Annotated in this window: 25 protein-coding genes and 3 pseudogenes; 13 read left to right on the top strand and 15 right to left on the bottom strand. The window is 70.5% G+C overall.

The window, feature by feature from the left end; translation table 11 throughout:
- Positions 1-57: 57 nt before the first annotated feature.
- Positions 58-1,740 carry an alpha/beta hydrolase gene (locus JIW86_RS07715; protein ID WP_257553102.1) on the top strand — a complete coding sequence of 561 codons (1,683 nt, stop codon included), beginning with the start codon at positions 58-60 and terminating at the stop codon, positions 1,738-1,740.
- A 17-nt stretch (positions 1,741-1,757) separates the two neighbouring features.
- Here JIW86_RS07715 and JIW86_RS07710 read toward each other — a convergent pair whose 3' ends face one another.
- The gene (locus JIW86_RS07710) at positions 1,758-2,429 is read right to left on the bottom strand and encodes a CPBP family intramembrane glutamic endopeptidase (protein WP_257553101.1); all 672 of its coding nucleotides are present in this window, start codon (positions 2,427-2,429) and stop codon (positions 1,758-1,760) included.
- 305 nt (positions 2,430-2,734) lie between these two features.
- Between JIW86_RS07710 and JIW86_RS07705 the strand changes: the two genes are divergently transcribed.
- Positions 2,735-3,811: a pentapeptide repeat-containing protein gene (locus JIW86_RS07705; RefSeq protein ID WP_257553100.1), complete on the top strand. Its 1,077-nt coding sequence runs from the start codon at positions 2,735-2,737 to the stop codon at positions 3,809-3,811.
- Positions 3,812-3,911: 100 nt separating this feature from the next.
- Here the strand turns inward: JIW86_RS07705 and JIW86_RS07700 are convergent, their stop codons facing one another.
- Positions 3,912-4,550: a hypothetical protein gene (locus tag JIW86_RS07700; protein ID WP_257553099.1), complete on the bottom strand. Its 639-nt coding sequence runs from the start codon at positions 4,548-4,550 to the stop codon at positions 3,912-3,914.
- A 787-nt stretch (positions 4,551-5,337) separates the two neighbouring features.
- Between JIW86_RS07700 and JIW86_RS07695 the strand changes: the two genes are divergently transcribed.
- Positions 5,338-5,823 carry a VOC family protein gene (locus JIW86_RS07695; protein WP_257553098.1) on the top strand — a complete coding sequence of 162 codons (486 nt, stop codon included), beginning with the start codon at positions 5,338-5,340 and terminating at the stop codon, positions 5,821-5,823.
- A 298-nt stretch (positions 5,824-6,121) separates the two neighbouring features.
- Here JIW86_RS07695 and JIW86_RS07690 read toward each other — a convergent pair whose 3' ends face one another.
- Positions 6,122-6,493, bottom strand: coding sequence for a winged helix-turn-helix transcriptional regulator (locus tag JIW86_RS07690; RefSeq protein ID WP_257553097.1), 372 nt, complete (start codon positions 6,491-6,493; stop codon positions 6,122-6,124).
- Positions 6,494-6,584: 91 nt separating this feature from the next.
- On the opposite strand from JIW86_RS07690, the gene JIW86_RS07685 reads away from it, so the two are divergent.
- Positions 6,585-7,424 carry an SDR family oxidoreductase gene (locus tag JIW86_RS07685; RefSeq protein ID WP_257553096.1) on the top strand — a complete coding sequence of 280 codons (840 nt, stop codon included), beginning with the start codon at positions 6,585-6,587 and terminating at the stop codon, positions 7,422-7,424.
- Positions 7,425-8,182: 758 nt separating this feature from the next.
- Here JIW86_RS07685 and JIW86_RS07680 read toward each other — a convergent pair.
- Positions 8,183-8,329: pseudogene (locus JIW86_RS07680) on the bottom strand (nuclear transport factor 2 family protein); the annotation flags it as partial.
- 356 nt (positions 8,330-8,685) lie between these two features.
- Here JIW86_RS07680 and JIW86_RS07675 point away from each other — a divergent pair.
- Positions 8,686-9,105: a hypothetical protein gene (locus JIW86_RS07675; protein WP_257553095.1), complete on the top strand. Its 420-nt coding sequence runs from the start codon at positions 8,686-8,688 to the stop codon at positions 9,103-9,105.
- A 612-nt stretch (positions 9,106-9,717) separates the two neighbouring features.
- Here JIW86_RS07675 and JIW86_RS07670 read toward each other — a convergent pair.
- From JIW86_RS07670 to JIW86_RS07655, 4 genes are all read right to left on the bottom strand, one after another.
- Complete coding sequence (locus JIW86_RS07670; RefSeq protein WP_257553094.1) at positions 9,718-10,593, bottom strand: NmrA family NAD(P)-binding protein; 876 nt, start codon at positions 10,591-10,593, stop codon at positions 9,718-9,720.
- A gap of 99 nt (positions 10,594-10,692) precedes the next feature.
- Positions 10,693-11,166: a hypothetical protein gene (locus JIW86_RS07665; protein ID WP_257553093.1), complete on the bottom strand. Its 474-nt coding sequence runs from the start codon at positions 11,164-11,166 to the stop codon at positions 10,693-10,695.
- Between the two features lie 94 nt (positions 11,167-11,260).
- Positions 11,261-11,779, bottom strand: coding sequence for a MarR family winged helix-turn-helix transcriptional regulator (locus JIW86_RS07660; RefSeq protein ID WP_257553092.1), 519 nt, complete (start codon positions 11,777-11,779; stop codon positions 11,261-11,263).
- Positions 11,780-11,950: 171 nt separating this feature from the next.
- The gene (locus JIW86_RS07655; protein WP_257553091.1) at positions 11,951-12,079 is read right to left on the bottom strand and encodes a hypothetical protein; all 129 of its coding nucleotides are present in this window, start codon (positions 12,077-12,079) and stop codon (positions 11,951-11,953) included.
- 5 nt (positions 12,080-12,084) lie between these two features.
- Here JIW86_RS07655 and JIW86_RS07650 point away from each other — a divergent pair, with 5 nt between their 5' ends.
- On the top strand, positions 12,085-12,669 hold the full coding sequence (locus tag JIW86_RS07650) for a DinB family protein (protein ID WP_257553090.1): 585 nt from the start codon (positions 12,085-12,087) through the stop codon (positions 12,667-12,669).
- A gap of 79 nt (positions 12,670-12,748) precedes the next feature.
- Positions 12,749-12,964, top strand: a pseudogene (locus tag JIW86_RS42115) (transposase); the annotation flags it as partial.
- A gap of 471 nt (positions 12,965-13,435) precedes the next feature.
- Here JIW86_RS42115 and JIW86_RS07645 read toward each other — a convergent pair.
- Together JIW86_RS07645 and JIW86_RS07640 are read right to left on the bottom strand one after the other, a co-directional pair.
- Positions 13,436-14,671 carry an MFS transporter gene (locus JIW86_RS07645; protein ID WP_257553089.1) on the bottom strand — a complete coding sequence of 412 codons (1,236 nt, stop codon included), beginning with the start codon at positions 14,669-14,671 and terminating at the stop codon, positions 13,436-13,438.
- Between the two features lie 8 nt (positions 14,672-14,679).
- Positions 14,680-16,035 (bottom strand): NAD(P)-binding domain-containing protein, encoded by a 1,356-nt coding sequence (locus JIW86_RS07640; RefSeq protein ID WP_257553088.1) that lies wholly within the window; start codon positions 16,033-16,035, stop codon positions 14,680-14,682.
- A gap of 312 nt (positions 16,036-16,347) precedes the next feature.
- On the opposite strand from JIW86_RS07640, the gene JIW86_RS07635 reads away from it, so the two are divergent.
- From JIW86_RS07635 to JIW86_RS07625, 3 genes are read left to right on the top strand one after another with little or no spacing between them, the layout of a single operon-like run.
- Complete coding sequence (locus tag JIW86_RS07635; protein WP_257553087.1) at positions 16,348-16,536, top strand: hypothetical protein; 189 nt, start codon at positions 16,348-16,350, stop codon at positions 16,534-16,536.
- Between the two features lie 15 nt (positions 16,537-16,551).
- Positions 16,552-16,737, top strand: coding sequence for a hypothetical protein (locus JIW86_RS07630; protein ID WP_257553086.1), 186 nt, complete (start codon positions 16,552-16,554; stop codon positions 16,735-16,737).
- A gap of 43 nt (positions 16,738-16,780) precedes the next feature.
- A complete protein-coding gene (locus tag JIW86_RS07625; RefSeq protein WP_257553085.1) occupies positions 16,781-17,146 on the top strand; it encodes an ArsR/SmtB family transcription factor in 366 nt (121 codons plus the stop codon).
- 18 nt (positions 17,147-17,164) lie between these two features.
- On the opposite strand, the gene JIW86_RS07620 is transcribed toward JIW86_RS07625, so the two are convergent.
- The 4 genes from JIW86_RS07620 to JIW86_RS07605 all read right to left on the bottom strand — a co-directional run bounded on the left by JIW86_RS07620 (position 17,165) and on the right by JIW86_RS07605 (position 20,368).
- Entirely contained in the window at positions 17,165-17,989 is an 825-nt protein-coding gene (locus JIW86_RS07620) for a sulfite exporter TauE/SafE family protein (RefSeq protein ID WP_257559246.1), read from the bottom strand.
- Between the two features lie 183 nt (positions 17,990-18,172).
- Positions 18,173-19,231, bottom strand: a complete 1,059-nt coding sequence (locus JIW86_RS07615; protein ID WP_257553084.1) for an ArsO family NAD(P)H-dependent flavin-containing monooxygenase — start codon at positions 19,229-19,231, stop codon at positions 18,173-18,175.
- The gene (locus JIW86_RS07610; protein ID WP_257553083.1) at positions 19,228-20,019 is read right to left on the bottom strand and encodes an aquaporin; all 792 of its coding nucleotides are present in this window, start codon (positions 20,017-20,019) and stop codon (positions 19,228-19,230) included. The genes JIW86_RS07615 and JIW86_RS07610 overlap by 4 nt, the downstream gene beginning before the upstream one ends.
- Before the next feature lie 34 nt (positions 20,020-20,053).
- On the bottom strand, positions 20,054-20,368 hold the full coding sequence (locus JIW86_RS07605) for an ArsR/SmtB family transcription factor (protein ID WP_112447650.1): 315 nt from the start codon (positions 20,366-20,368) through the stop codon (positions 20,054-20,056).
- A 60-nt stretch (positions 20,369-20,428) separates the two neighbouring features.
- Here JIW86_RS07605 and JIW86_RS07600 point away from each other — a divergent pair, with 60 nt between their 5' ends.
- The 3 genes and pseudogenes from JIW86_RS07600 to JIW86_RS07590 form a co-directional block, all read left to right on the top strand.
- Positions 20,429-20,851, top strand: coding sequence for a three-helix bundle dimerization domain-containing protein (locus JIW86_RS07600; RefSeq protein WP_257553080.1), 423 nt, complete (start codon positions 20,429-20,431; stop codon positions 20,849-20,851).
- A 47-nt stretch (positions 20,852-20,898) separates the two neighbouring features.
- On the top strand, positions 20,899-21,318 hold the full coding sequence (locus JIW86_RS07595; RefSeq protein ID WP_257553079.1) for an arsenate reductase ArsC: 420 nt from the start codon (positions 20,899-20,901) through the stop codon (positions 21,316-21,318).
- 9 nt (positions 21,319-21,327) lie between these two features.
- Positions 21,328-21,870, top strand: a pseudogene (locus JIW86_RS07590) (NAD(P)/FAD-dependent oxidoreductase); the annotation flags it as partial.
- Positions 21,871-21,983: 113 nt separating this feature from the next.
- Here JIW86_RS07590 and JIW86_RS07585 read toward each other — a convergent pair.
- A complete protein-coding gene (locus JIW86_RS07585) occupies positions 21,984-22,262 on the bottom strand; it encodes a hypothetical protein (RefSeq protein ID WP_257553078.1) in 279 nt (92 codons plus the stop codon).
- Between the last annotated feature and the right edge of the window lie 58 nt (positions 22,263-22,320).

Genomic DNA, 22,320 nt, shown 5'->3' with positions numbered 1-22,320 from the left:
GTCCGCGCCGGATGGCACGACCAGCCGGGCCTTGGGACCATGACCGCGGAGGACACCATGACGCATGACCCCCCGCCGGTCCCTCCGTCGGAGGAGCCGGCACCGCCCGAGCACCGCCGACGGCTTCACCTCACGGTCCCCGGCTGCTGGGGCGCCCTCATCCTGGCGTGCCTGTCCTTCACACCGTCGCTGCTTCCCCGCGGAGGCGTACTGCAGGGACTGGTCTGCGGCATCAGCGCGGCCATCGGGTACGGGCTGGGCGTGGTCGCCGCCTACGTGTGGCGCGCCTTCGCCGACCGGGACGCGCGCAGCCCCTCGCGCCGGTCGTGGCTCGTCCTGATCGTCAGCGCGGTCGTGCTCTTCGGCCTCTCGTTCGGGCTCGGCCAGTACTGGCAGCACGAGATCCGCCGGCTCATGGGCGTCACCGACTACAACGCGCTGGCCACCGTCGCCTGCCCCTTCGTCGCCGCCCTCGTCTTCCTGCTCCTGCTCCTGGCCGGGCGGGGGCTCCGGGCCCTGTACCACCGGGCCGCCGACCTGCTCGGGCGCTGGATCGGCAGGCGGGCGGCGCGGGTGGTCGGCTGGCTCCTGGTGGCGGGCCTGGCGTGGGCAGCGTTCTCCGGGCTGCTGCTGAGCAGCTTCGTGAACGCGGCCAACGAGGCCTTCTCGCTGCGCGACACGGAGACCCCGGAAGGTGTGCACCAGCCCACGTCGGCGCTGCGCTCGGGCGGACCCGGCTCGCTGGTGCCGTGGGACTCACTGGGCCGGGAGGGCCGGGCGTTCGCCGACGGCGGACCCTCGGCCCAGGAGATCGGCGCGTTCACCCACCGTACGGCGCAGGAGCCCATCCGCGCCTACGCCGGGCTGGAGACCTCCGACGACACGGAGGCCCGGGCGGCCCGGGCGGTCGCGGACCTCGAACGGGCGGGCGGTTTCACCCGCGAGAACCTGCTCGTGATGACCACCACGGGCAGCGGCTGGGTCGATCCCGCCGCTGTGGACTCGTTCGAGTACCTGGGCAACGGCGACGCGGCCACCGTGGCGATGCAGTACTCGTACCTGCCGTCGTGGATGTCGTACCTGGTGGACCAGTCCAAGGCGCGCGAGGCCGGCCGCGATCTCTTCGACGCGGTCTACGACAAATGGTCCAAGCTGCCCCAGGACCGGCGCCCGCGCCTGTTCGTGGCGGGTGAGAGCCTGGGGTCGTTCGGCGGTGAGACGGCCTTCAGCGGGGAGGCCGACCTGCGCAACCGCACCGCCGGCACCGTGTTCGCCGGCCCGCCCAACTTCAATACCCTCTTCCGAGAGTTCAGCGACCACCGTGACGCGGGCAGCTCCGAGATCGAACCCGTCTACAAGGAGGGGCGGACCGTCCGGTTCACCGACGACCCGGCCACCGGGACGCCTCCGCCGGACCGGCCGTGGGACGGCACGCGGGTGCTCTACCTCATGCACCCGTCCGATCCGATCGTCTGGTGGAGCCCGAATCTGGCTCTCACCGAGCCCGACTGGATCGGGGAGCGGCCCGGCTCGGACGTGCTCGAAGACATGGTCTGGATTCCGTTCGTGACCTTCTGGCAGGTCACCGCCGACCTGCCGTTCTCGACCGGCGTACCGGACGGCCACGGCCACACGTACAAGGCTGCGTACGTCGACGCCTGGAACGACATCATGCGGCCCGGCGGATTCACCGCGCAGGACCTGAACGAGCTGAAAAACATCGTCTCGCCGCAGAATTGAGCCCGCCGCAGCGCCGGTCAGCGCAGCAGGTACCCGACGAGGTAGCCGAACGCGTTGACCGCCCAGTGCAGGCCCATGGGGGCCAGCAGGCTGCCGCTGCGCCGACGCAGTTCGCAGAACAGGACGCCGGCCGCCGCCGTGAACAGCACGGTCCCCAGCACCGCCAGTACGGCCCCGAGCCCGGAATCGCCGACGACCGCGTTCACGGCCGGTTTGGCGGTCGCCAGGTGCAGCGACGGCAGTACGTGCCACAGGCCGAACAGCAGACTCGACACGGCGGTCGCCCGGAGCGCCCCGCGGACGCGGTACACCAGGCCGTAGAGCACGCCGCGGAAGGCGATCTCCTCCACCAGGACCGTACCGACGGGGACCAGCACGAACGCGCGGAGCATCACCTCGCCCCCGTCCATCGCCTCGTACCGCCGGTCCTCGAACAGCCCTCTGGTGGCCGGCAACAGGGCCCCGGCCAGGTAGACCACGCCGACCAGGCCGATCAGGACCAGCGCCCAGCGGGCACCGCGGGCCAGCGTGTCCCGGGCCAGACCAGCGTCCGCGAGAGTACCGCCGGCCCAGCGGAGCACACCGAGCAGCAGGCCGCTGACGACGACGGCCGTCACCAGGCCCCACAGGCCCGTCCAGCGGTGCAGGGCCAGGTTGGCGGCGACGAGGACGGCCACCGTGACTCCCACGGCCGGCCAGGTACCGATGCGTCGCGGGAGCCGAGGGTGTCGCCGCCTGGCGTCATCGGCGGTGCTGCGGGGCATGCGAACCCACCTCGGTCATGACGACAGGTCAGTCGGGTTCATACTGCACGCTCGGCCGTCGACAACGGGGCAGCGCCGCCGACCGGTTGCGGAACGCATCGCGACGGCCCGGTTTCCGGATCGCCCTGCGATCATGTGCGCATGGATACGGGGGATCTGCTCATGGCCGCCGGATACCGGGCGCCTTGCGACGTCGTCGGGTCGGTAACGCACTCCTCACGACGGGGGCGGTGCTGGCCGTGCTGGCCGCGCTGGCCGTAGTCGTCGTGGTGCTGCCGGGGCTGGTGGTCGACCGCGATCTGGCGGGTGCCCGGATCACGGCCGCTGAACGGCTCGGAGCCGTCAACAGTGTGCGCACGACACTTCTGCAGGCGGCCGGTGGCGCTGTCCTCCTCTTCGGGGCGTACGCCACCTGGCGGCAGTTGAGGGTTAGCCAGGAGGGATTGAACGCCACTCGAGAAGGGCACATCACTGACCGCTTCAGCCGGGCAGTCGACCAGCTCGGCAGCGAGAAGCTGGACGTGCGGATCGGTGCTCTCTACGCGCTGTGGCGAATCGCGGACCATTCGCCTCACGACCGCGAGGCGGTCATATCGATCATGGCCGCGTTCCTTCGGACCCACTTGCCATGGCCTCCGCACGGGCAGGACTCCCCGGCAGCGGATGCCGCCATCAACTCCGTGTCTCCGCTGGAGACCCGTGCCGCGGATGCCCAGGTGGCGCTCACCCGTCTCGGAGTCTTGTGCCAGGAACGCCAGCCCGACTGGCTCAACGTCAGCTATACCGACCTGCGTCGGGCCGACTGCGACGGACTGTGGCTGCACCACATCAACTTCGACGGTGCATGCCTGGAAGCGGCGAGCATCTACCAGGTCAACCTGACCAAGGCATCGCTGATCGCGGCCAACATGCGGCACGTGGAGCTCGGGACGTCGATTCTCCACGAGAGCCGCTGCATTGAAGCCGACCTGCGTGGCGCTCGCATGGTCAGGGCCGACCTCGGCAACGCCGACTTCTCCGATGCCGACCTGCGGGAGGCCAATCTGCGCAAGGCGCTGGGCCGTGGCACCAAGTTTGTTGGCGCGGACCTGAGACTGGCGGACCTTCGCGGAACCGACCTCACCGGTGCCGACCTGACACGGGCGAAATTGGAGGGCGCACTGGCAAGCGACCTCACCATCTGGCCGATGGGCTTCGACATTCAGACGGCTGGCGTCGTCATGGTCGAGGATCCCGGCGCCGAGCCGAGCATTCTATTGCCGGCTGCCGCGATCGCGAGGAGCGTCCCACCACTCCAGTCGGCCTAACGCCTAAACCGGCGTGGCCCGTCAGGCGGCTGCACTGAGGAGTCGTCCGCCCAAGCGGATGCCTTTCTCGCTGCGGCTGCGGTGCGGCTGTGGGAGGGGGTCAGGATGCTGCGGCGGCCTTGCGGACACGGTCGATGAGGATGCGGGCCATGGAGTGCGCGGTTTCGGGATCCAGGTTGCTTCCCCCGCCCTCAATGGTGACCCGGCCGACGACGGTACCCAGGCAGAGGCTGACGTTGATGCCGTCGAGGCCTCCGGCATTGCGGTAGTACGCGCGGCTCGTGGCGCCGTCGAGGGGTGCGACCTCAGCCTTGGTGTATTTGGCCATCTGCGTCGCCTCCTTGCGGCAGGCGTCCTGCGCAGTGGATTGGTCGGTGAAGGCGTGCAAATGGAAGATGACGGTTTCCCCGACCTCCTCGAACTTCGCAGAGCCGTCGGCCACGGCGGCGCAGTCCCAGTCGGGGCCGCACTGTGCCGGCGGCGTGGGCTGCTCGACGACGTTCGCGCTGCCCGTCTTCGGCTTCCAGCCCTTCATCGAATCGGGGTCGGGCAGCGCCGCCTGGATCTTCCGCTCGGTGTTGAACACGGTGGAGAACTCCGCCGCGGAAGTGCCCGAGCCCGCGCCGGCGCCCGCACCCGCCGCAGGCTTGGAGGCGGCCCCCGTCCCCGGTGTGCCCGCGCCCTTCGACGGTTCGGCGCCGCAGCCGGGCACGAAGAGTGCCGACACCACCAGCAGCACTGTGGCAGTGCCCGTCCCGGTCATCACACGCATGCCCCAACTCCCCGTTCGTGTATCTCACTTGTCCGAATTCCGGCGGACGATCCTGCCATCAGTCTCTGAAGTGATCAACTGAAGAACTCTCACCTGCGTCACGCGGAGCCACTACCGCTACGCCGGGTCCCGAGTGCGTTTCCGCGGCCGCGTCGGCGGTGCCGGGGTGCGCAGCGTGCGGGCACATCGGATGCTGTGACTCCTCGCCCTCGCAGCACGGCTCGAAGCCTGCCCGGATGGCCGGACGCCTTTCTGACGGGCTTCGAGCCCGGCGAACTGGAGCACGGCCGCCATCCTGCGGATCTGCGGTATGCCGCCGCGCCCCAGGAGGGCGCGAAGAGGACGCCTGTGCCAGGGGTCTGCGCGCCTGAGGTCGGCGTCCTCGGCCGAGCCTGTGTACTGCTTGGTGACCATCTGGTTCCCGAGTCACGGGAAAGTGCGTTCTTCCCGGACGTACCCGAGCACTTCGTCGAGATCGAAGCCACCGCCCTCCTCGACCGAAGAGGCTTGATTCGCCGGCTCGGCGGTGGGTGCGGCGGATCAAGGTTGACGTCGGTGAGCGAGACGCTGGGCGCCCCAGCCACACCGGCCACAGCTGATTCGCTGTGGCCGGCCCCGCCGGGTCCGCAGCCCTTTGGGGTATCCGGGGTGCCCGGCTGCGCGCGGCGCGGGCACGTATGCGTCACCTTCGGGATATCCCTGGGCGCAGGCGGCGGTCGGCGTGGCCGCCACGGTCCGGAAAGGCAGGTGGCCGGTGAGTGTCCAGCCCATTCCTGAGGGATACCCGCGCGTCACTCCGTACCTCTGCATCGACGGTGCCGCGGCCGCGATCGAGTTCTACGTCTCCGTGCTCGGCGCACGGGAGCGGATGAGGATGGCCGCACCCGGAGGCAAGATCGGCCACGCCGAGCTGGAGCTCGGCAACTCGCTCATCATGCTCGCGGACGAGTACCCGGACATGGGATTCCGCTCGCCGAAGTCGGTGGGCGGTACGCCCGTCACCCTGCACGTGTACGTCGAGGACGTCGACGCGGTGTTCGCCGAGGCCCTCGCCCAGGGCGCTACCGAGCTGCGGCCGATCAAGGACGAGTTCTACGGCGACCGCACCGGCCAGTTCGAGGACCCGTTCGGCCACCGCTGGAACATCGCCACGCACATCGAGGACGTACCGCCGGACGAGATGGAGAGGCGCTCCGAGGAGGCCGCACGGACCATGGAGTCCACACCGGGCGGCGACTGAAGGATCCGCCCGTTTCCCCACTGGAATGCGGGGGAATCGACTGACGCCGACGGACCGGTCGACGGCAGGCAGCCGCGAAGGGGCAGGGGCAGCAGCGAGGACGTGTCGTCCGCCGCGCGAGCCTTGACGATGCGGGGGAATGAGCCGGAACCGGTTGACGGCACTGACGGCCCGTCATGGATGGAAAGCCGCCTCCTGGGCTGGGCTGCACGCCCTGCCGGGAGGCGGTTTCTGTGTGGCGTGGAGGGGCGGAGGCGGTGTCCCGCCAGGTGGTGTAGCGGGGATCCGTGGTCGGCCACTACCCCGCGTTGCGCGGTGACAGCCGCCGGGTGATCCGGTCGAACAGCTCCTCCAGCGGCTCGCCGACGTCCCGACCGAACTCGGTCAGCCCGTACGTGACCTGGGGCGGCGTCGTCGGCGTGACCTCCCGCCAGACCAGGCCGTCCTGGACCAGCGCGCGCAGGGTCTGGGCAAGCATCTTCTCGCTGATGCCCTGGATGCTCTCGCGCAGCTCGTAGAACCGAAGGTCGTTGCTCCGCAAGGAGATCAACACCCAGATGCCCCACCGGCTGGTCACGTGGTCGACCACATCGCGCGCGGGGCAGTCGGTGTGAAACACCTCATACGGCGCCCCCGCCTCGGCCGGTCTGTGCTGCGCGCTTCCTGTCACGTGATGAGCTTACCTCTAGGTATGTCCTTACCAAAAGTTAGCCCGACTCCTAGGGTGAAGGCCACAGAGGGCATCGGACAAGGAGTCGATCATGATCGTGGTGACCGGGGCTACAGGAAATGTGGGCCGGCCGTTGACGCGGGCACTGGCCGAGGCGGGCCAGCAGGTGACGGCGGTGTCGCGGCACGTGGCGGCCGTGCCGGACGGCGTCCGTCACGTGGCGGCCGACCTGACCGAGCCGGCCGGCCTCGAGCCCGCGCTGGCAGGAGCGAAGGCGCTGTTCCTGCTGCTGTCCGGCGACATGCACGCCGCCGGAGCCGGCCCGGCCGACATCATCGGCGAGGCCGCGGTCAGCGGGGTCCGCCGCGTCGTCCTGCTCTCCTCACAGGGCGTGGCGACCAGGCCGTTCGGCCCGACGCGGATCGCGATGCGCGCGGTGGAGGACGTGCTGCGGGAGTCCGGCCTGGAGTGGGCCATCCTGCGGCCGGGCGGTTTCGCCTCCAACGCCCTGTGGTGGGCCGAGTCCATCCGTGCGCGGCGGGTCGTCGCCGCGCCCTTCGGCGACGTCGGGGTGCCCATCATCGACCCGGCCGACATCGCCGAGGTCGCGGCGGCCTGCCTGCTGGATGACCGGCACACCGGCGGCGTGTACGAGCTGACCGGCCCGGAGTTGATCACGCCGCGCCAGCAGGCGGAGGCCCTCGCCGCCGCGCTGGACTCGCCAGTGCGCTTTCACGACCTCACCCGCGACGAGGCCAAGGCCGCCATGGCCCAGAGCATGCCGGCGGCGCTCGCCGAGGACACCCTGGACATCCTCGGCTCCCCGAGCCCGGCCGAATTGCGCGTCAGCCCGGACGTCCAGCGGGTCCTGGGCCGCGCCCCGCGCCCGTTCGCCGACTGGGCCGCCCGCAATATCGCCGCGTTCCGCTGAGGCTGGTCAGCCCCGCTGTATCTGCTCGGCGTGCCCGGCGATCCGCTGCCCATGGTCGAGGAGCCTGATCCGGAGGTGACGTTGGCGGCCCGCTGCTTACGCCCGGCACGCCGACGGGCACTGCCTTTGCCGGCCCGGACCGCCCGCCGGGCATGTCGACCTCCCGGCGACTGCGACGGACCGGGCCGCCGTGGCCGACGCACGCGGTGGTCGGGGCGTGGCCGGCGATCGTGTGCATGCTGAGTGCGGCGTCCAGGTCCGTGGCGAACATCGGCTTGCGGGCCATGCGGGCCATGCCGGCGTGCGTAGCCCGCCAGGTGCCATGCTGGGGGAGCAGGACGCAGGTGAATTCGCGGGTGTGGCCCGCGGTGACGCAGGACCGGCTGTGCGGCCCTCCCGGCAGCCGGTGCCGGACGGGCATGCGTGCAGCGCGGGGCAAGTCCTGTGCGCTCTCTGCCCGCTCGGCCCCGGTTCGGCGTGGCCAGGTTCCGGGCAGGGCCGGACGCCGCCTGACCGACAGGAGGCATCGAGCGATGGACGCCGCACGCCCCGTTGTGCTCCCCGCAGGGCTACCGTCTGCGAGCCCGCCGGTCGACCATGGATACGAGGGTCGAGACGAGTTCCTCGGCCGTGGTGTGCCACTTGTCCGCGGACAGGTGTCCGCTGGCCTCCATGTCCGTGATCCCGTGCGCGCTGGTCAGCAGCAGCGCGGCGAAGTGGCGGGTGTGCTGTGCCCCGCCCAGACCGCCGACGATTGCGAAGTCGGCGCCGGGCTGCGACACGGCGAGGGGGTTCCAGTAGTCGCGGTAGGAGGTGATGAGCCCGTCCTTGACCGTGACCACGGCGGTGTAGGTCATGTCGAAGGGAGTGTCGGTCTCCACCAGACGGCCGATCCCGCGCATCTTGAAGCCAAGTCTCATGTGAATCAGGCTGTGGTCATGTCTGGTCGGACCAATGCTGACTCTACTGACGAGTAGTTAGATAGTTGGGGGGCGAGGTGTGCCTCCTGGGAGAAGAACGTCACGCCGAGAGGCCCGGCCACGACCCCTTCGGCTGTCGCGGACGGCTCCGGCTGGGCTCCCTCCGAGGCCGTAGGGCGCAGTCCGCCTGCCGCGGAGGCTGGCGCGCGACGTTTGCAGGCAGGCGGCGAGCCGCGGTGTTGAAGCCGCCGCGATCGAGCCGGTAGGGGGCCATGCGGTCCAGCGGGCACCCGCGCAGCGTATGAAATCCCGGGGTGGGCACTGTTGAGGGAGGCTCGGGTGTGGCCCTTGCGATAGGTCGGCCTGCCGGTTGCAACGCCCATCTGGACAGAATTGTTGATCTTGATGAGGCGGCTGTTGCTCTGGCCGAGCGGACCATGGGCTGGACGTCGGCCGGCCTCGAAGTGGGCCGGCCGACCTGGAGGGATGCGGAGGCCTCCTGGCCTCAGCCACTGGAGATCGACAGGGCTCGGATTCGTGATCCGGACTCGGTCGGCGTGGTCATTTCCGGTCCTGCGGAGGCTGTGCTGTCGGTCGTGCTGTTCCGTGGTGGCTGGGCCGATGTGGACTTCGTCGCCGACGCCGACCTCGACGACGCAGGTTGCCTGCCGGCCTCGGGGATCACCTCGGCGTCGGACTTCGGGACCCGCTTGGATCAGTGGGTCGGTCGTGTCTTCGGGAGCCTCGGCAGTGGTCGATGAGGGCTGCGCCGCCTTGGCCCACGGGAACATGGGCAGTTGGGCAGTCGAGTTCGCGGGCGCCGCGATGACTGGTGCTCGTGGGGCTGGCGGGCGCGGGGCGGCAGGCCAGACTCAGGCCCGTGGATACCAGTCCCTTGAGTCAGGGCGATCTTCGTTGGGTCTTCCCTGATGTGGAGAACCCCGACGCCGTCCGTAACGCGCTGTGTGAGGCCGGCGCCCGGGTTCGGGCTCTGGCCGAGCACCTCGGTGTCCGTGCAACCCGGACGGGCAGCGGCCTTGAGTTTCATCGGGTTCAGGGGATCGAAGCAGCGGGTGTGTTCGGTTTCGTCGAGGCCGCGGGTGTCTCCTTCGCCGCAGATCTGTACTTTCCCCGCCGATGCCTATGGGATCTTCGATGGGGTCCCCCTGGGAGGTAGAGGCGGAAGCCGAAGTCTCATGCGATCAGGAAGTGGATGGCGGCGGCCATGCCGTCGCAGCGACGACACAGACCTTCACCACACCTCTCGAGGCCGCCAAGGGTCTGGTGGACGCGACCGCCTGGCTGTTGGAACGCGGTGCCACTGCACCTCTGGCTTCGTGGCGTTCCCGGGAGGATGCTCGCTGTCGCGCCATCTAGCTCCTTCCCCGGCGGAAGTGGGCCTGGTGTTCCTGCAGGAAGGCGTCGAGGGTGCGGGGCGGGCGGCCGAGGATGTCGCTGACGGTGGTGTTGGGGGCTTCGGGCCGGGTAACGGCGAGTTGCTGGATCTCCGTCACGTGGTCGGCGAGCCAGGTCGGCATGTGGGCGTTCTGGATGAGGTTGTCGCGCAGTTCGTCCGAGGTGAGGTTCACGTAGCGGATCTGATTGCCGGTCAGGGTGGTGAGTCGTGAGGCGAGTTCGGGGTAGGAGACGGCCTCGGGTCCGGTCAGGGTGTAGGTGCCACCGGCGATGTCGGGTCTGGTGAGGGCGGCGGCAGCGACGTCGCCAATGTCGCGGCAGTCGATGTAGTTGAAGGGTGCGTCGCCCGTCGTGCCGAGGATGATGCCCTGGGCGACGGTGGGGGCCAGGCGCAGGACGTTCTGCATGAACGCGTAGGGGCGCAGGATGGTGTGGCCGAGGCCGCTGGCGCGCAGGTGTTCCTCGACGGCGTGGTGTCCGCGGGAGATGGCGACGGGGGAGTCGGGTTCGGCGGCGGGCGCGGAGACCTTGACGACGTGTCCGATGCCGGTGTGGGCGGCGATGTCGATGACGCGGGTTTCGAGTTCGACCTGTGCCGGGCTGTTGGCCATGGCGAGGAAGAGCCGGTCGGCGCCCTTGAAGGCGGTGCGCAGGGAGTGGGGGTCGGTGGCGTCGGCGTACTGGACCTCGACGGGCGGTTGGTGTGCGCCGGCCATGCCGGGGATCGGCCTGTGCGGGGTGCGGGTCAGTGCGCGGACGGGTGTGCCGAGCGTGTGCAGGCTGTGGAGCAGGGCGTTCCCGGTTGCTCCGGTCGCTCCCATGACAACGATCATCGTGTGCTCATTCCTTGGTGACTTCCCGGCGGCGGGTGCTGCCGGGGTGGGCTCGGTCGGGTTGGGGCCGTGGGGCGGGCGGGCCGGTGTCGGAGGGGGCTATGCCCGGGACGGCGTGGTGGTGCTGCGCCAGCGCAGGGTGACGATGGTGGTGGCGAGGGCTGCGGAGACGGGCAGGTCGATGCGCAGGCGCTCCAGCCACGGGGTGGCGGGGATCGGGGTGTGGGCGGGTAGCCATTGGGCGGTGAACCATCCCAGCAGGGCCGCCGCGCCGACGGCGGTGACGACGAGTGCGGCGGTCAGGGCGACGCGCGGCGTGGTGGTGGTCCACCGTCGGGGCTGCCCGCCGTGTCGCAGCCAGGTGCCGACGAGGAAAGCCACTGCGGCGGAGGTGCCGGCAATGGAGGTGCAGGCGGCCACGGCCAGGTCCTGCTGCCCGGTGACGACTCCGGCGGTACCGGCCATGAGCGCGGGGGCGGCGTAGGCGGTCAGCACCTCGCGCCACAGGGTGAACGGCCGGGATGGCCGGGAGGCTGCCCGGTTTCGGCTGGTTCTGTCCTTCGTTGCGGACATGCTGGCCTCCTTCTCTTCAGATAATTAGGGGGCTAACTATCACCCCGCAAAAAGACCCTGCCCGGAGGGCGGGGCCAAACCGGCTGGGGCCGGGTCAGTCGGCGGCCAGGGCCGCACTGCCGCGTACGACACGGGCGAGCAGATCCAGGAACACCGCACGCTCCTCGACGGAAAGCCCGCCCACCATCGCCTCGAGCCGCCCGAAATGTTCGGACGCCATGTCGCGCAGGCGCTGCGCCCCGCGCGCGGTCAGGACGGCCACCGTGCCCCGGCCGTCCTCCGTGGACGGGCGGCGGGCGATCAGACCCTCGCGCTCAAGACCGTCCAGTAGTCCGGTGACCGTGGCCCTGGAGACACCGAGGTCGACCGCGAGGTGTGAGGGGGATTTCTCCCCGCCGTGGTCTTCGAGGTCGGCGAGCAGGCGGTAGCGCCCCGTCGACAGGCCGAACCGGGCGAAGTGCGCCTCGGCCGCCCGGCCGACCCGCGCGCCCGCCGAGATCAGCCGCACCGCGACCAGTACCGCCTGCGGATCGACCTCCAGGCCGTAGTGCTCGACCTGCCGCCTGGCCTGGTCGAGTGTGGGTGCCTCGCCGTCGATGCCGTCCCTCGTCATGCAAGTAATATGGCGGCTAATCACTTGGGCTGTCAAGGTGCCCAGATCTCTGGTCCTGCCGCAGAGCCCCCACAGGCTGTCCTGCCTCGATCTCAGGACTGGGGCCGGCGTTGCGGCACGTCGAGCCGCCTCCCTTCTCCGGACATGTGGTCGCCCCCTTTAGAGGTTGTCTCACGTGGCAAGTTTCGCGAGCTTCTTGTAGCAGGTCAGGGCGGCGGCCATGGCCAGGCCTCGGCTCTGCCGGTCGTTGCGGACCACGTACCGGATCTTGAGACCACGAGCAGCCCATGGCAGGCTCATGCCGCATGATCGATGAATTCGCGAAAGGCAACCTGCACGGGAGACTGCGGCGGGACCGCAAGGCGCTGCTCTGGAAACTCGACGGCTTGTCCGAATACGACGCCCGCCGGCCTTTGACGGCGACCGGGACCAACCTCCTCGGCCTGGTCAAACACGTGGCCACCGTCGAGGCCAGGTACTTCGGCGAGGTTTTCGACCGCCCTTCCCCGGAACCGCTGCCCCGGTGGCAGGACTCCGACGGCAGCGATCTGTGGGCGACCGAGGACGAGACCCGCGATCAGATCATCGGGTTCTACCGGCGCACGTGGGAACACTCGGACGCGACGATCAACGAGCTTCCCCTCGACGCCCCCGGCCACGTGCCGTGGTGGCCGGAGCCTTATCCCAACACGAACCTGTTCGCCATCATGGTCCATGTCCTCGGCGAGTCCATCCGGCATGCCGGGCACGCCGATATCCTGCGCGAGGGCCTCGACGGCCGGACCGGGGTGCGCGCCGAAAACGAGAGGCAGATCGACGAGGAAGCCCGTGCGGCATACTGCGCGAAGATCGAGCAGGCCGCCAGGTCGGCCGCGCCAATCAAGGCTTAGAGGTCGTCCCATGTGACGTGATGTCCGTGCGGCATGCTGCCGGTCGTGGCTGCTGATCTATCGAAGCGTCTGGTTCCTGATGAACTCTGGGAGCTGGCCGCCCCGTTGCTGCCGTGGTTCGCTGCTCGTCCGCAAGGTGGTGAGACCGCTCCGTGTGACGAGCGGGCCGTGTTCACGGCAGTTGGTGTACGCGCTGACCAGCGGCTGTGCCTGGCGGCATCTGCCGCCGACGTTCGGCACGTCGCCCGCCACCGCGCCTCGCCGCTTCACGGTATGGACCGAGGCCGGCCCGTGGCGTCGGCTGCACCGGGCGGTGCTGGACGAACTCGGGGCCCGGGGCGAGGTGGACTGGACCTCGGCGATCGTCGACGCGGCCTCCGTTCGCGCCAAACGGGGGATCGCTGACCGGGCCGAACCCGGTCGATCGCGGCAAGAAGGGCGGCAAGCTGCACGTGCTGTCCGATGCCCAGGGCATCCCGCTCGCCGTCGCCGTGTCCGGCGCGAACATGCACGACAGCCTCGCCCTCAACCCGCTCATCCGTGGCATACCCGCCGTCCGGTCCCGTCGGGACCACGGCGGCGCCGACCCGTCAAACTCCGTTCGGCGGACAAGGCGTACTTCTCCGCCGAACACCTGGCCTGGCTGCGCGAGCGCGGGCTCGTCGCGCGCATCGCACGGCGCCCGGCATCGAGTCCGGCGAACGCCTCGGCCGGCGCCGCTGGAAGATCGAACGGTCGATCGCCTGGCTCTTCGGCTACCGCCGCCTCACCGTCCGCTGAGTCCTGGGCGCTCCACGATGGGCTTCGGCGCAGTGCCCAGGGCGAGAAGGACGGACGCTCCGGAGAGGGCTGCCAGGACGGCAAAGAGGGTCGGGTATCCGCCGAGGAGGCCGGCGAGGGCGGCGCCGGCCCATGGAGCCAGGGCTGCGGCGATGTGGGCGGGGGCGCCCAGGAGACCGGAGAGGCGGCCGTAGTGGGTGGTGCCCCAGCGGTCGGTTACGGCGGTGGCCTGGAGGAGGGTGAGGTTGCCGCGGACGATTCCTGCCAGGACCGCGAGGACGATCAACAGGGGGATCGGGCCTGGGATGAGGGCGAGAGCGGCTGTGGTGGCGCCGCCGAGGGCGATGAGGGTGGCCGTGCGGGTCGTGACGGACGTGCGGGCCGAGAGGCTCGCGTACAGGGTGCGGCCGAGGGTCTGTCCGGCGCCGCCGAGTCCCAGTGCCCAGGCGGCTGTTGACGGGCTGGCGCCGCGTTCGGTGAGGAGGGGGATGAGGCCGATGACCACCGCGTACATGGCGAAGCTGGAGAGGGTGAAGGCCGAGGCCAGGAGGAGGAAGGGGCGGCTTCGGGGGATCGGGGTGCGGTCCGTTGCGGGTGGCTGGGGCGGGGCGGCGGGCCACGGGGCGCGCAGAGCCAGGGCGTGTGCGGGGATGGTGATGGCCGCGAGGATCACGGCGAGGACCGCGTACGTCTGGCGCCAGGTGAGGTGTTCGGCCAGGACGGCGGTCAGCGGGGCGAAGACGGTGGAGGCCAGCCCGCCGGCGAGGGTGACGATCGTCAGGGCGCGGATGCGGTCGGGGCCCCACCAGCGGGTGAGGGCGGCGAAGGCGGGCGGGTAGAAGGTGGCCGCCATCGCAATACCCGCCAGCATCCAGCCCAGGAAGAAGACGGGCAGGCTGGGGGCGGCCGCGATCAGCAGGAGTGCGAGCACACCGATGACCGAGCCGGCAGTCATGACCGCGCGGGGACCGCGCTGGTCGAGGACACGGCCGACCGGGATTCCCGCCACGCCGGAGACGAGAAGGGCCATGGAGAACGCGCCCGTTGCCGCGTTGGCGGACCAGCCGGTGTCGGCGATCAGGCGTGGCAGGAGGACGGGGAACGCGTAGTAGACGATGCCCCAGCTGGTGATCTGGGTGGCGCACAGGGCGGGCAGCGCGCCGCGCGGCCGCGACCGGACCCCAGTCCCGGTCGCGGCCGCGCCGCTGTGAAGGTTTGTCACTTCGCTGGTCAGCAGCCGCCGGAAGAGGCCGGGGCGCCGATGGTGAGGGTGGCGGGCGCCGCGCAGCAGCCACCACCGGTCGCCTCGGCGGCCTCGGGCTCATCGAAGAGGCCCGCGCCGCCGCAGACGCCGGTCTCGGGGAGGGTGAGCTCGACGCGCTCGGCTGCTTCCTGGTCGCCGGCCAGGGCGGCCGCGATGGAGCGGACCTGCTCGTAGCCGGTCATGGCGAGGAAGGTCGGGGCGCGGCCGTAGGACTTCATGCCGACGAGGTAGACGTCCTTCTCCGGGTGGGAGAGCTCGTTCACGCCGTGAGGGTAGACGGTGCCGCAGGAGTGCTGGTTGGGGTCGATCAGCGGGGCCAGCTCGGTGGGCGCCTGGAGGCGCTCGTCGAGGCCGAGGCGGAGCTCGTCGAGGAAGGTGAGGTCGGGGCGGAAGCCGGTGAGGACGATGACCTCGTCCACCGGGTCCAGGTGGCGGCCGTCCTCGGCGACGAGGACCAGCTGATCGGCGGACTTCTCCACTGCGGTGGTGCGGAAGCCGGTGACGGCGTCGGCGTACCCGTTGTCGACGGCGGCCTTGGCCGCCAGGCCGAGGGCGCCGCGGGCGGGCAGCTGGTCGGCTTCGCCGCCCCCGAAGGTGGAGCCGCTGATACCGCGCCGCAGGATCCAGGTGGCGTGGGTGCCTTCCTCGCCCTTGGCGAGGTCCGCGAGGTAGGCGAGCGCGGTGAAGGCGGAGGCGCCGGAGCCGATGACGGCAGTGCGCTTGCCGGCGTAACGGGTGCGGACGGCCGGGTCCTTCAGGTCCGGGACCCGGTACGAGATCCGGTCGGCCGCGGAGTGCTCACCGAGGGCGGGCAGGCCGTCGCCACCGATGGGGCTGGGGGTCGACCAGGTGCCGGAGGCGTCGATGACTGCGCGGGCGGTCAGCCGCTCCTCGCTGCCGTCGGCGTGCGCGATGTGAACGGTGAAGGGCTGGGCCTCGCGGTCGGCGTCCACGACCCGGTCGCGGCCGAGCCGGGAGACGCCGGTGACGCGGGCGCCGACGCGGACGCGCTCGCCCAGGACGGCGGCCAGCGGCAGCAGGTACTGCTCGGCCCAGTCGCCGCCGGTCGGGTAGATGGCCTCGTCCGGCTTGACCCAGCCGGCGGGGGCCAGGAGCTTCTCCGCGGCCGGGTCGACGACCTCACCCCAGGTGGAGAACAGGCGTACGTGACTCCAGTCCCGCACGGCGCTGCCGACGGCCGGTCCGGCCTCCAGGACCAGGGGCTCGATGCCCTGATCGACGAGGTGTGCGGCGGCGGCCAGCCCGATGGGGCCGGCTCCGATGACAACGACGGGCAGCTCGGTGTTGGCAGGCGCGTTCACGGTCGACTCCTCGGTGTTTCGACATCTGTCGATGGCTTGCGCAGCCAGCATGGCACTTGATTCGATGAGCGTCAACATAGACATCCGTCGAATCGGGAGATCGTTTAATGGAGCACGTCGACGTCGTCGTGGTCGGAGCAGGCCAAGCCGGACTGGCGCCGACGTACGCCCTGGTCAGGCACGGGCTGAAGCCGGTCGTCGGACAGGGCCGATATCCGGGCGCCGTCGTCCAGCGCGACAACGAACCCGCCTTCGCGGGGATCCTGATCGCTATCCCCACCGGGCCGAGGCCTGGACCGCTACAAGGGCGCGGTGCTGCACGCCTCCGAGTGCCGCGGTCCGCAGGCGTTCACGGGCCAGCGGGTGATCGTCGTGGGCGCGGGCAACGCGGCGGTGCAGATAGCGGTCGAACTCGCCTCCGCGGCTGGGGCGACACTGGCCGGCCGCACCCCCGTGAAGTTCGCTCCCCAGCGCATCCTCGGTCGCGACATGCACTTCTGACTCGTCCGCTCAGCCGTGGACGCCGCCCCCGTCGGGCGCTTCCTGCGCACTCCGCCGACCCAGCCGGTCTTCGACACCGGCCGATATCGAGCCGCGGTCGACGCCGCCACCCCGGACCGCCGCCCCTCAGCGTCGCTGACGGCCGCGGACGCCCGCTGCATCGCGACGGCTCGCCGCCTGGCCTCCGACCTCCGCAGGTGAGGTGCCCCTGGCTGCCTAGTTCGACATGTGTCAACATAGACGCATGTCGAATGTGAACGTGTTGCCGCTGCTGGAGCCGGAAGCCGTCGTGCCGTGCTGCCCGCCGCTCACCGAGCGCCCGCTGACCGCGGACGAGGCTGAGCGCACGGCCACGATGTTCAAGGCCCTGGGTGATCCCGTGCGCCTGCGGCTCTTCTCGGCAGTCGCTTCGCACGAGGGAGGCGAGGCCTGCGTTTGCGACATCTCCGACGTGGGCGTCTCCCAGCCGACCGTCTCCCATCACCTGAAGAAGCTCAAGGAAGCCGGACTGCTCTCCTCCGAGCGGCGCGGCACCTGGGTCTACTACCGGGTGGAGCCGGCGGTCCTCGCGGCCATGGCCCAGCTCCTGACCCGCGCAGCCAGCGTGTAGGTCGCTGCCCACCGCCGGTCAGTCGTGACGGGCGAGCTTCACCGCGGAAACGAGAAGGATCAAGGCCAGCGCGGGGATGAGCACCAGGTCCGGGAACACGCCCAGGAGCAACCCGCCCAACACCGCCCCGGCGACGGAACCTGCGGCCCCGACCAGGGTGAAGCGTAGGTTCGTGCCGAGCACCGCGAAGCTGCCGTCACGGCTGTAGCGGGCGAAGGCCACCAGCATGGTCGGCAGGGACACCAGCAGAGAGACGCTTCCGGCGGTCTTGATGTCGACGCCGAACAGCAGCACGATCGTCGGGATCAGCAGCTCACCTCCGGCCACGCCCATGATCGCCGCGACCACTCCGATGCCGAACCCGGCCACGACCCCGCAGGGCACCTGTGCCCACAGCGGCAGCGCGAGCGTGTCCAGCGTGGTGGTGTGCGTGACCAGCAGGGCGGCCGCCATGAGCACCATCAGGGCAGCCAGCACCTTGTAGAGGGTGGCGGAGCGCATCCGTACTGCCCAGGATGCTCCGGCCCAGGCGCCAAGCAGGCTCCCGGCCAGAAGATTGACGGCGACCGGCCAGCGTGCAGCCACTTCGGCGGCCGGGACCGCCGCCAGGCGGGCCGGCAGCGCAACCAGCACAACCACCAGGCTCATCGCCTTGTTCAGGATGACGGCCGAGAGTGCCGCGAATCCGAAGAGGCCAATCAGCAGCGGCAGGCGGAACTCCGCGCCGCCCAGCCCGATCATCCCGCCCAGCACGCCGATGGCCGCTCCCGCGCCGAACACCAGGGGTGCCGAGTGCGTCGAGCGGAGGGGAGCAAGGTTCTGATCAGTGGTCACGACAGGCATCCTCGCTGGTCGCCGCGCCTGCCTGCTACGCCCGACCCCACCTTCGGGCAAAGGCACCGGGCGTCTGCTCAGGAGTCGTCCGGACCTCCGAGCGCCTGCAGCGACGCCCGGGCCATCTCCGGGCTGGCGCCCCTCTGCGGCCAGCGACGACCACATGGCGTTGCGGTCTCATTGACTTGCCGGTCAGGCTCGGAGCAGTTCCGCAATCTCCCGGGCGGCCTCGCGCGCCGGGCGCCCGACGCCGATGAGGGTGGCGGAGGCGGGCCCGGTCCAGTCGCCGTAGCCGAGCAGGTGCAAGCGGGGTTCGTCGACGGCGCGGGTGCCGATCGTGGCGATGTGGCCTCGGGTGCCGCGCAGGCGGAGCGAGGAGAAATGGGCCAGGTCCGGGCGGAAGCCGGTGCACCAGATGATCGCGTCGGCCTGGGCGCTCGTTCCGTCGGCCCAGGCGACACCGTCCTCGGTGAGGCGACTGAACATGGGCGTGGCGCTGAGGAGGCCGGCGTCTCGGGCCGTTCGTACGGGCGGGACGGCCACGATGTCGCCGAGCGAGGCGACACCACCGGTGTCCGTGCGGCCGGCGTCCAGGGCCTGGCGGCGGGCGGTCGCGGCGTCGAAGAGCGCGCGGCCATCGATCTCGTCGGGCAGGTAGCGGGGCGGACGCTGGGTGACCCAGGTCAGGTCGGCCGTACCCGCGAGGTCGGCGGCGATCTGCGCGCCGGAGTTTCCACCGCCCACGACGATCACGCGTTGCCCGGCGAAGTCCTCGGGGTTGCGGTACTGCACCGTGTGGAGCTGGCGGCCCGCGAAGTCGCGGCGGCCAGGGACAGCTGGCAGGAAGGGGCGGGTCCAGGTGCCGGTGGCGCTGATGACGGCACGGGCCTGCCAGTCACCGCAGTCGGTTTCGACTCGCAGGAAGGCGCCGTCCCGGTGGACGGCATCGACCCACACGCCGCGCTGAACCGGCAGCTCGTACCGCTTCTCGTAGTCGGCGAGGTACGACACCACATGCTGCGCGTCCGGATAGACCTCGCCGGGCTGGACGGGCATGAGCCGACCGGGCAGCGAGGAGTAGGCGGCCGGGGAGAACAGGCGGAGGGAGTCCCAGGTGTGCTGCCAGGCTCCGCCCGGTGCCGCCTGGGCGTCGAGGATGACGAACTCGATCCCCAGGCGGCGCAGGTGGTAACCGGCGGCGAGCCCTGCTTGGCCGCCGCCGATCACCACCACGTCCGTGCTCTGCGTCATGCCGCGGGGGCTCCGGCAGTCGCGGGCTTGCCGCGCATGAAGATGAGCGCCACCAGGGCCAGGCCGACGATGACACCGGCCAGCTGGGCGCCGATGAAGCCCGGGACCGAGGCGGGCGCGATGCCCGCGAAGGTGTCGGTGAAGGCGCGACCGATGGTGACCGCCGGGTTGGCGAAGGAGGTGGAGGAGGTGAACCAGTACGCGGCGCCGATGTACGAGGCGACCGCGACGGGTGCGAAGCGCAGGCGGTCGGTGCGGGCCAGGCCGAAGATCAGCATGATCAGGCCGGCGGTGGCGACGACCTCGCTGAGGAGGAGGTTGCCGGCGGAACGGTCATGGGTGGACCACTTCACCAGCGGCTCGCCGAACATCGCGTCCGCCAGGATCGCGCCCGCGATCGCGCCGACGATCTGGGAGGGCACGTAGACGGCGAGCTCGCGAGCGGTGACCCCGACGCCGCGGCGGGCGGTCCACCACTCGGCCAGGGTGACGGCCGGGTTGAAGTGGGCGCCGGACACCGGGCCGAGGAGGGCGATCAGTACGCCGAGGCCGAAGACGGTGGCCAGGGAGTTCGCCAGCAACTGCAGGCCCACGTCCTGGCTGAGCTCGGTGGCCTGGATGCCGGAGCCGACCACCACCGCCACGAGCGCCGCGGTGCCGACGAGCTCGGCGGCGGCGCGGGCGATCAACGGGGTCTGGGGCGGGGTCGCGCCAGGCGCGGGTTGGGACGCGTCGGCGGCTATGCCGGACGCCGCTGCGGGGGCGGCGACGGGCTCGGTGACGGACAACGGTTCTCCTCGGGCAGGTGAGGCAAGAAGCGGGCTATGGGCAGGACCGCTTGAGGTTCGCTTCGGCGGTGGCGCGCGCGGTCTGAGCGAGGTCGGCGAACTGACCGGCGATGGCCTCGATGACCTCCGGGCGCAGGCGGTAGTAGATGTACCGTCCGCATGGCTCCGTATCCACGACCCCCGCCTCGCGCAGGACCTTCAGATGGTTCGAGAGGTTCGTCTGCTTGGCACCCGTCTCCTCCACGAGATGGGTGGTGCAGAGCGTCTCCTTGGCGAGGAGGGTCACGATCTGGAGCCTGAGCGGGTCGGCCAGTACCCGGATCAGTTCAGTGTCGACTGACGTCATCATGGACTGATACTGTCACATCACCCGGCCCTGACACCAGCCGGGACTGACCTGTTGGAGTCCGTGGAGGGTTCTCATGTCTTCGCCCCCGCCCCCGCACTGCCTGATCAGCGGCTCTTCACCGGAGTGGCGCGCCTCGCCGCGCGCCACGAAGGCAGGTTCGCCCCGGAGACCGTGCAGCGACTCCTCGCCGACTCCTATGCGCTCCTGGCAACCGACGCCCAGGTCCACACGCACCTCGTCGTGCTCGCCGAACGCCTCACGGCCGAGCGCTTGGAGGCACTCGCCAAGATTCAGGGAGCGCCGGGCACCGAACCCGCCACCGCGGTAGATCCCCACGCCGTCCAGGCGCTCACCGAGGTCGGCGCAGACGGCAGCGCCGCCTCCTACCCCAAGCCGCAGGGGGCCCCGATCGCCGTCGTCCGCGAGATCCGCGACGAGATCGACGCCCACATCACCGAGCTGCTCCCCCAGCTCGGCGTCTGACACACCCGCTCGTTCCAACCCCGCAGTTGACTCCCCAAGGAAGAACGATGTCCTCCACTCCTGTCGCGTCCGTGCTGTTCGTCTGCATCCACAACGCCGGCCGCTCGCAGATGGCCGCAGGCTTCCTGCGCCACTTCGCCGGAGACCGCGTCGAGGTGCGCTCCGCAGGCTCCGTCCCCGGTGACCGGATCAACCCCTCCGCCGTGGCTGCCATGGCCGAGCTGGGCATCGACATCTCCGACCAGAAGCCGAAGGTGCTGACCCCCGAGGCCGCGCAGGCGTCGGACTACATCATCACCATGGGCTGCGGCGACGCCTGCCCCTACTTCCCCGGCAAGACCTACCTCGACTGGCAGCTCGAGGACCCGGCCGGCCAGGGCGTCGAGGCCGTCCGACCCATCCGCGACGAGATCAAGGGCCTCATCGAGGGCCTGATCGCCGAGATCGACGCCAAGCCGAAGGCCTGAACCGACGTGGAGGAGGAGCTCTCCGGGCGGGGCGTGTCCTGGTGCGCGACCTGCGACGGCCTCTTCTTCCGCAACCGCGACATCGTCGTGGTCGGCGGCGGCGACACGGCGGTGGAGGAGGCCACCTTCTTCACTCGCTTCGCCCGCTCGGTCACCATCGTCCACCGCCGCTCGACCCTGCGGGCCTCCCAGGTCATGCAGAACCGCGCGTTCTCGGACGACAAAATCTCCTTCCTCTTCGACAGTGAGATCACCGATCTGGAGGACAAGGACGGCAAGCTCTCCGGCCTCACGGTCCGCAACGTGATCACCGAAGAGACCCAACACCTGGACGTCACGGGCCTGTTCATTGCGATCGGCCACGACCCGCGCACCGAGCTGTTCACCGAGCAGCTCGACCTGGACGCCGAGGGCTACCTCGAGGTCCAGTCCCCGTCCACGCGCACAAGCCTTCCCGGCGTGTTCGCCGCGGGTGACGTCGTCGACCACGCCTACCGCCAGGCGATCACGGCCGCCGGCACCGGCTGCGCTGCATGTCCATCCCGACCATGAACGCGTACGTCGGAGGCCGGGTCGCCAAGACGATGGTCGGCGCCAAGCCCCGGGGCAACGGCCGGAGCGCCACAGGCAACTCGCTCATTGGCCAGGCCCGCCGGCGTGCTCCGTCAGAACGGGCGGGGTGACATGACGTGATCCTCGGCTCCAGGGACCTCCAGAATGCAACGCGGTACGCCGGGAGCGGGCGTCACCCGTACGGACACCGGAGTCGGCGGATCTGTGGGCAGCTCGACGTGCACGGTCACGGGGTGGTCGTCGTGCGTCGTGCCGTGTCCGGTCTCCTTGCCGTCGACCAGAACCTCCACCAGGACCGTGTGGCCGGCCTCGACGGTGGCACTGACCGAGTGCCCCACGTACTCGACGTGGAAATGATGGCGTCGTCCCATCGGTGTCGCCTCCAGCTGATCACCCAGACCAGCGCCCCACCTCAAGCGTAGGCACGGA

This window comes from Streptomyces sp. NBC_00162 (assembly GCF_024611995.1).
Lineage (GTDB): Bacteria > Actinomycetota > Actinomycetes > Streptomycetales > Streptomycetaceae > Streptomyces.
Note: the sequence above shows the minus strand (reverse complement) of the source record. Positions and strands in the feature narration are given on the sequence as shown.

Coding starts and splice junctions, on each gene's coding strand:
- JIW86_RS07715 (WP_257553102.1), top strand. CDS start 58: ATGACGCATGACCCCCCGCCGGTCCCTCCGTCGGAGGAGCCGGCACCG.
- JIW86_RS07685 (WP_257553096.1), top strand. CDS start 6,585: ATGATCGTGGTGACCGGGGCTACAGGAAATGTGGGCCGGCCGTTGACG.
- JIW86_RS07670 (WP_257553094.1), bottom strand. CDS start 10,593: ATGATCGTTGTCATGGGAGCGACCGGAGCAACCGGGAACGCCCTGCTC.
- JIW86_RS07665 (WP_257553093.1), bottom strand. CDS start 11,166: ATGTCCGCAACGAAGGACAGAACCAGCCGAAACCGGGCAGCCTCCCGG.
- JIW86_RS07660 (WP_257553092.1), bottom strand. CDS start 11,779: ATGACGAGGGACGGCATCGACGGCGAGGCACCCACACTCGACCAGGCC.
- JIW86_RS07655 (WP_257553091.1), bottom strand. CDS start 12,079: ATGAGCCTGCCATGGGCTGCTCGTGGTCTCAAGATCCGGTACGTGGTC.
- JIW86_RS07650 (WP_257553090.1), top strand. CDS start 12,085: ATGATCGATGAATTCGCGAAAGGCAACCTGCACGGGAGACTGCGGCGG.
- JIW86_RS07625 (WP_257553085.1), top strand. CDS start 16,781: ATGTCGAATGTGAACGTGTTGCCGCTGCTGGAGCCGGAAGCCGTCGTG.
- JIW86_RS07620 (WP_257559246.1), bottom strand. CDS start 17,989: ATGCCTGTCGTGACCACTGATCAGAACCTTGCTCCCCTCCGCTCGACG.
- JIW86_RS07615 (WP_257553084.1), bottom strand. CDS start 19,231: ATGACGCAGAGCACGGACGTGGTGGTGATCGGCGGCGGCCAAGCAGGG.
- JIW86_RS07605 (WP_112447650.1), bottom strand. CDS start 20,368: ATGATGACGTCAGTCGACACTGAACTGATCCGGGTACTGGCCGACCCG.
- JIW86_RS07595 (WP_257553079.1), top strand. CDS start 20,899: ATGTCCTCCACTCCTGTCGCGTCCGTGCTGTTCGTCTGCATCCACAAC.
- JIW86_RS07585 (WP_257553078.1), bottom strand. CDS start 22,262: ATGGGACGACGCCATCATTTCCACGTCGAGTACGTGGGGCACTCGGTC.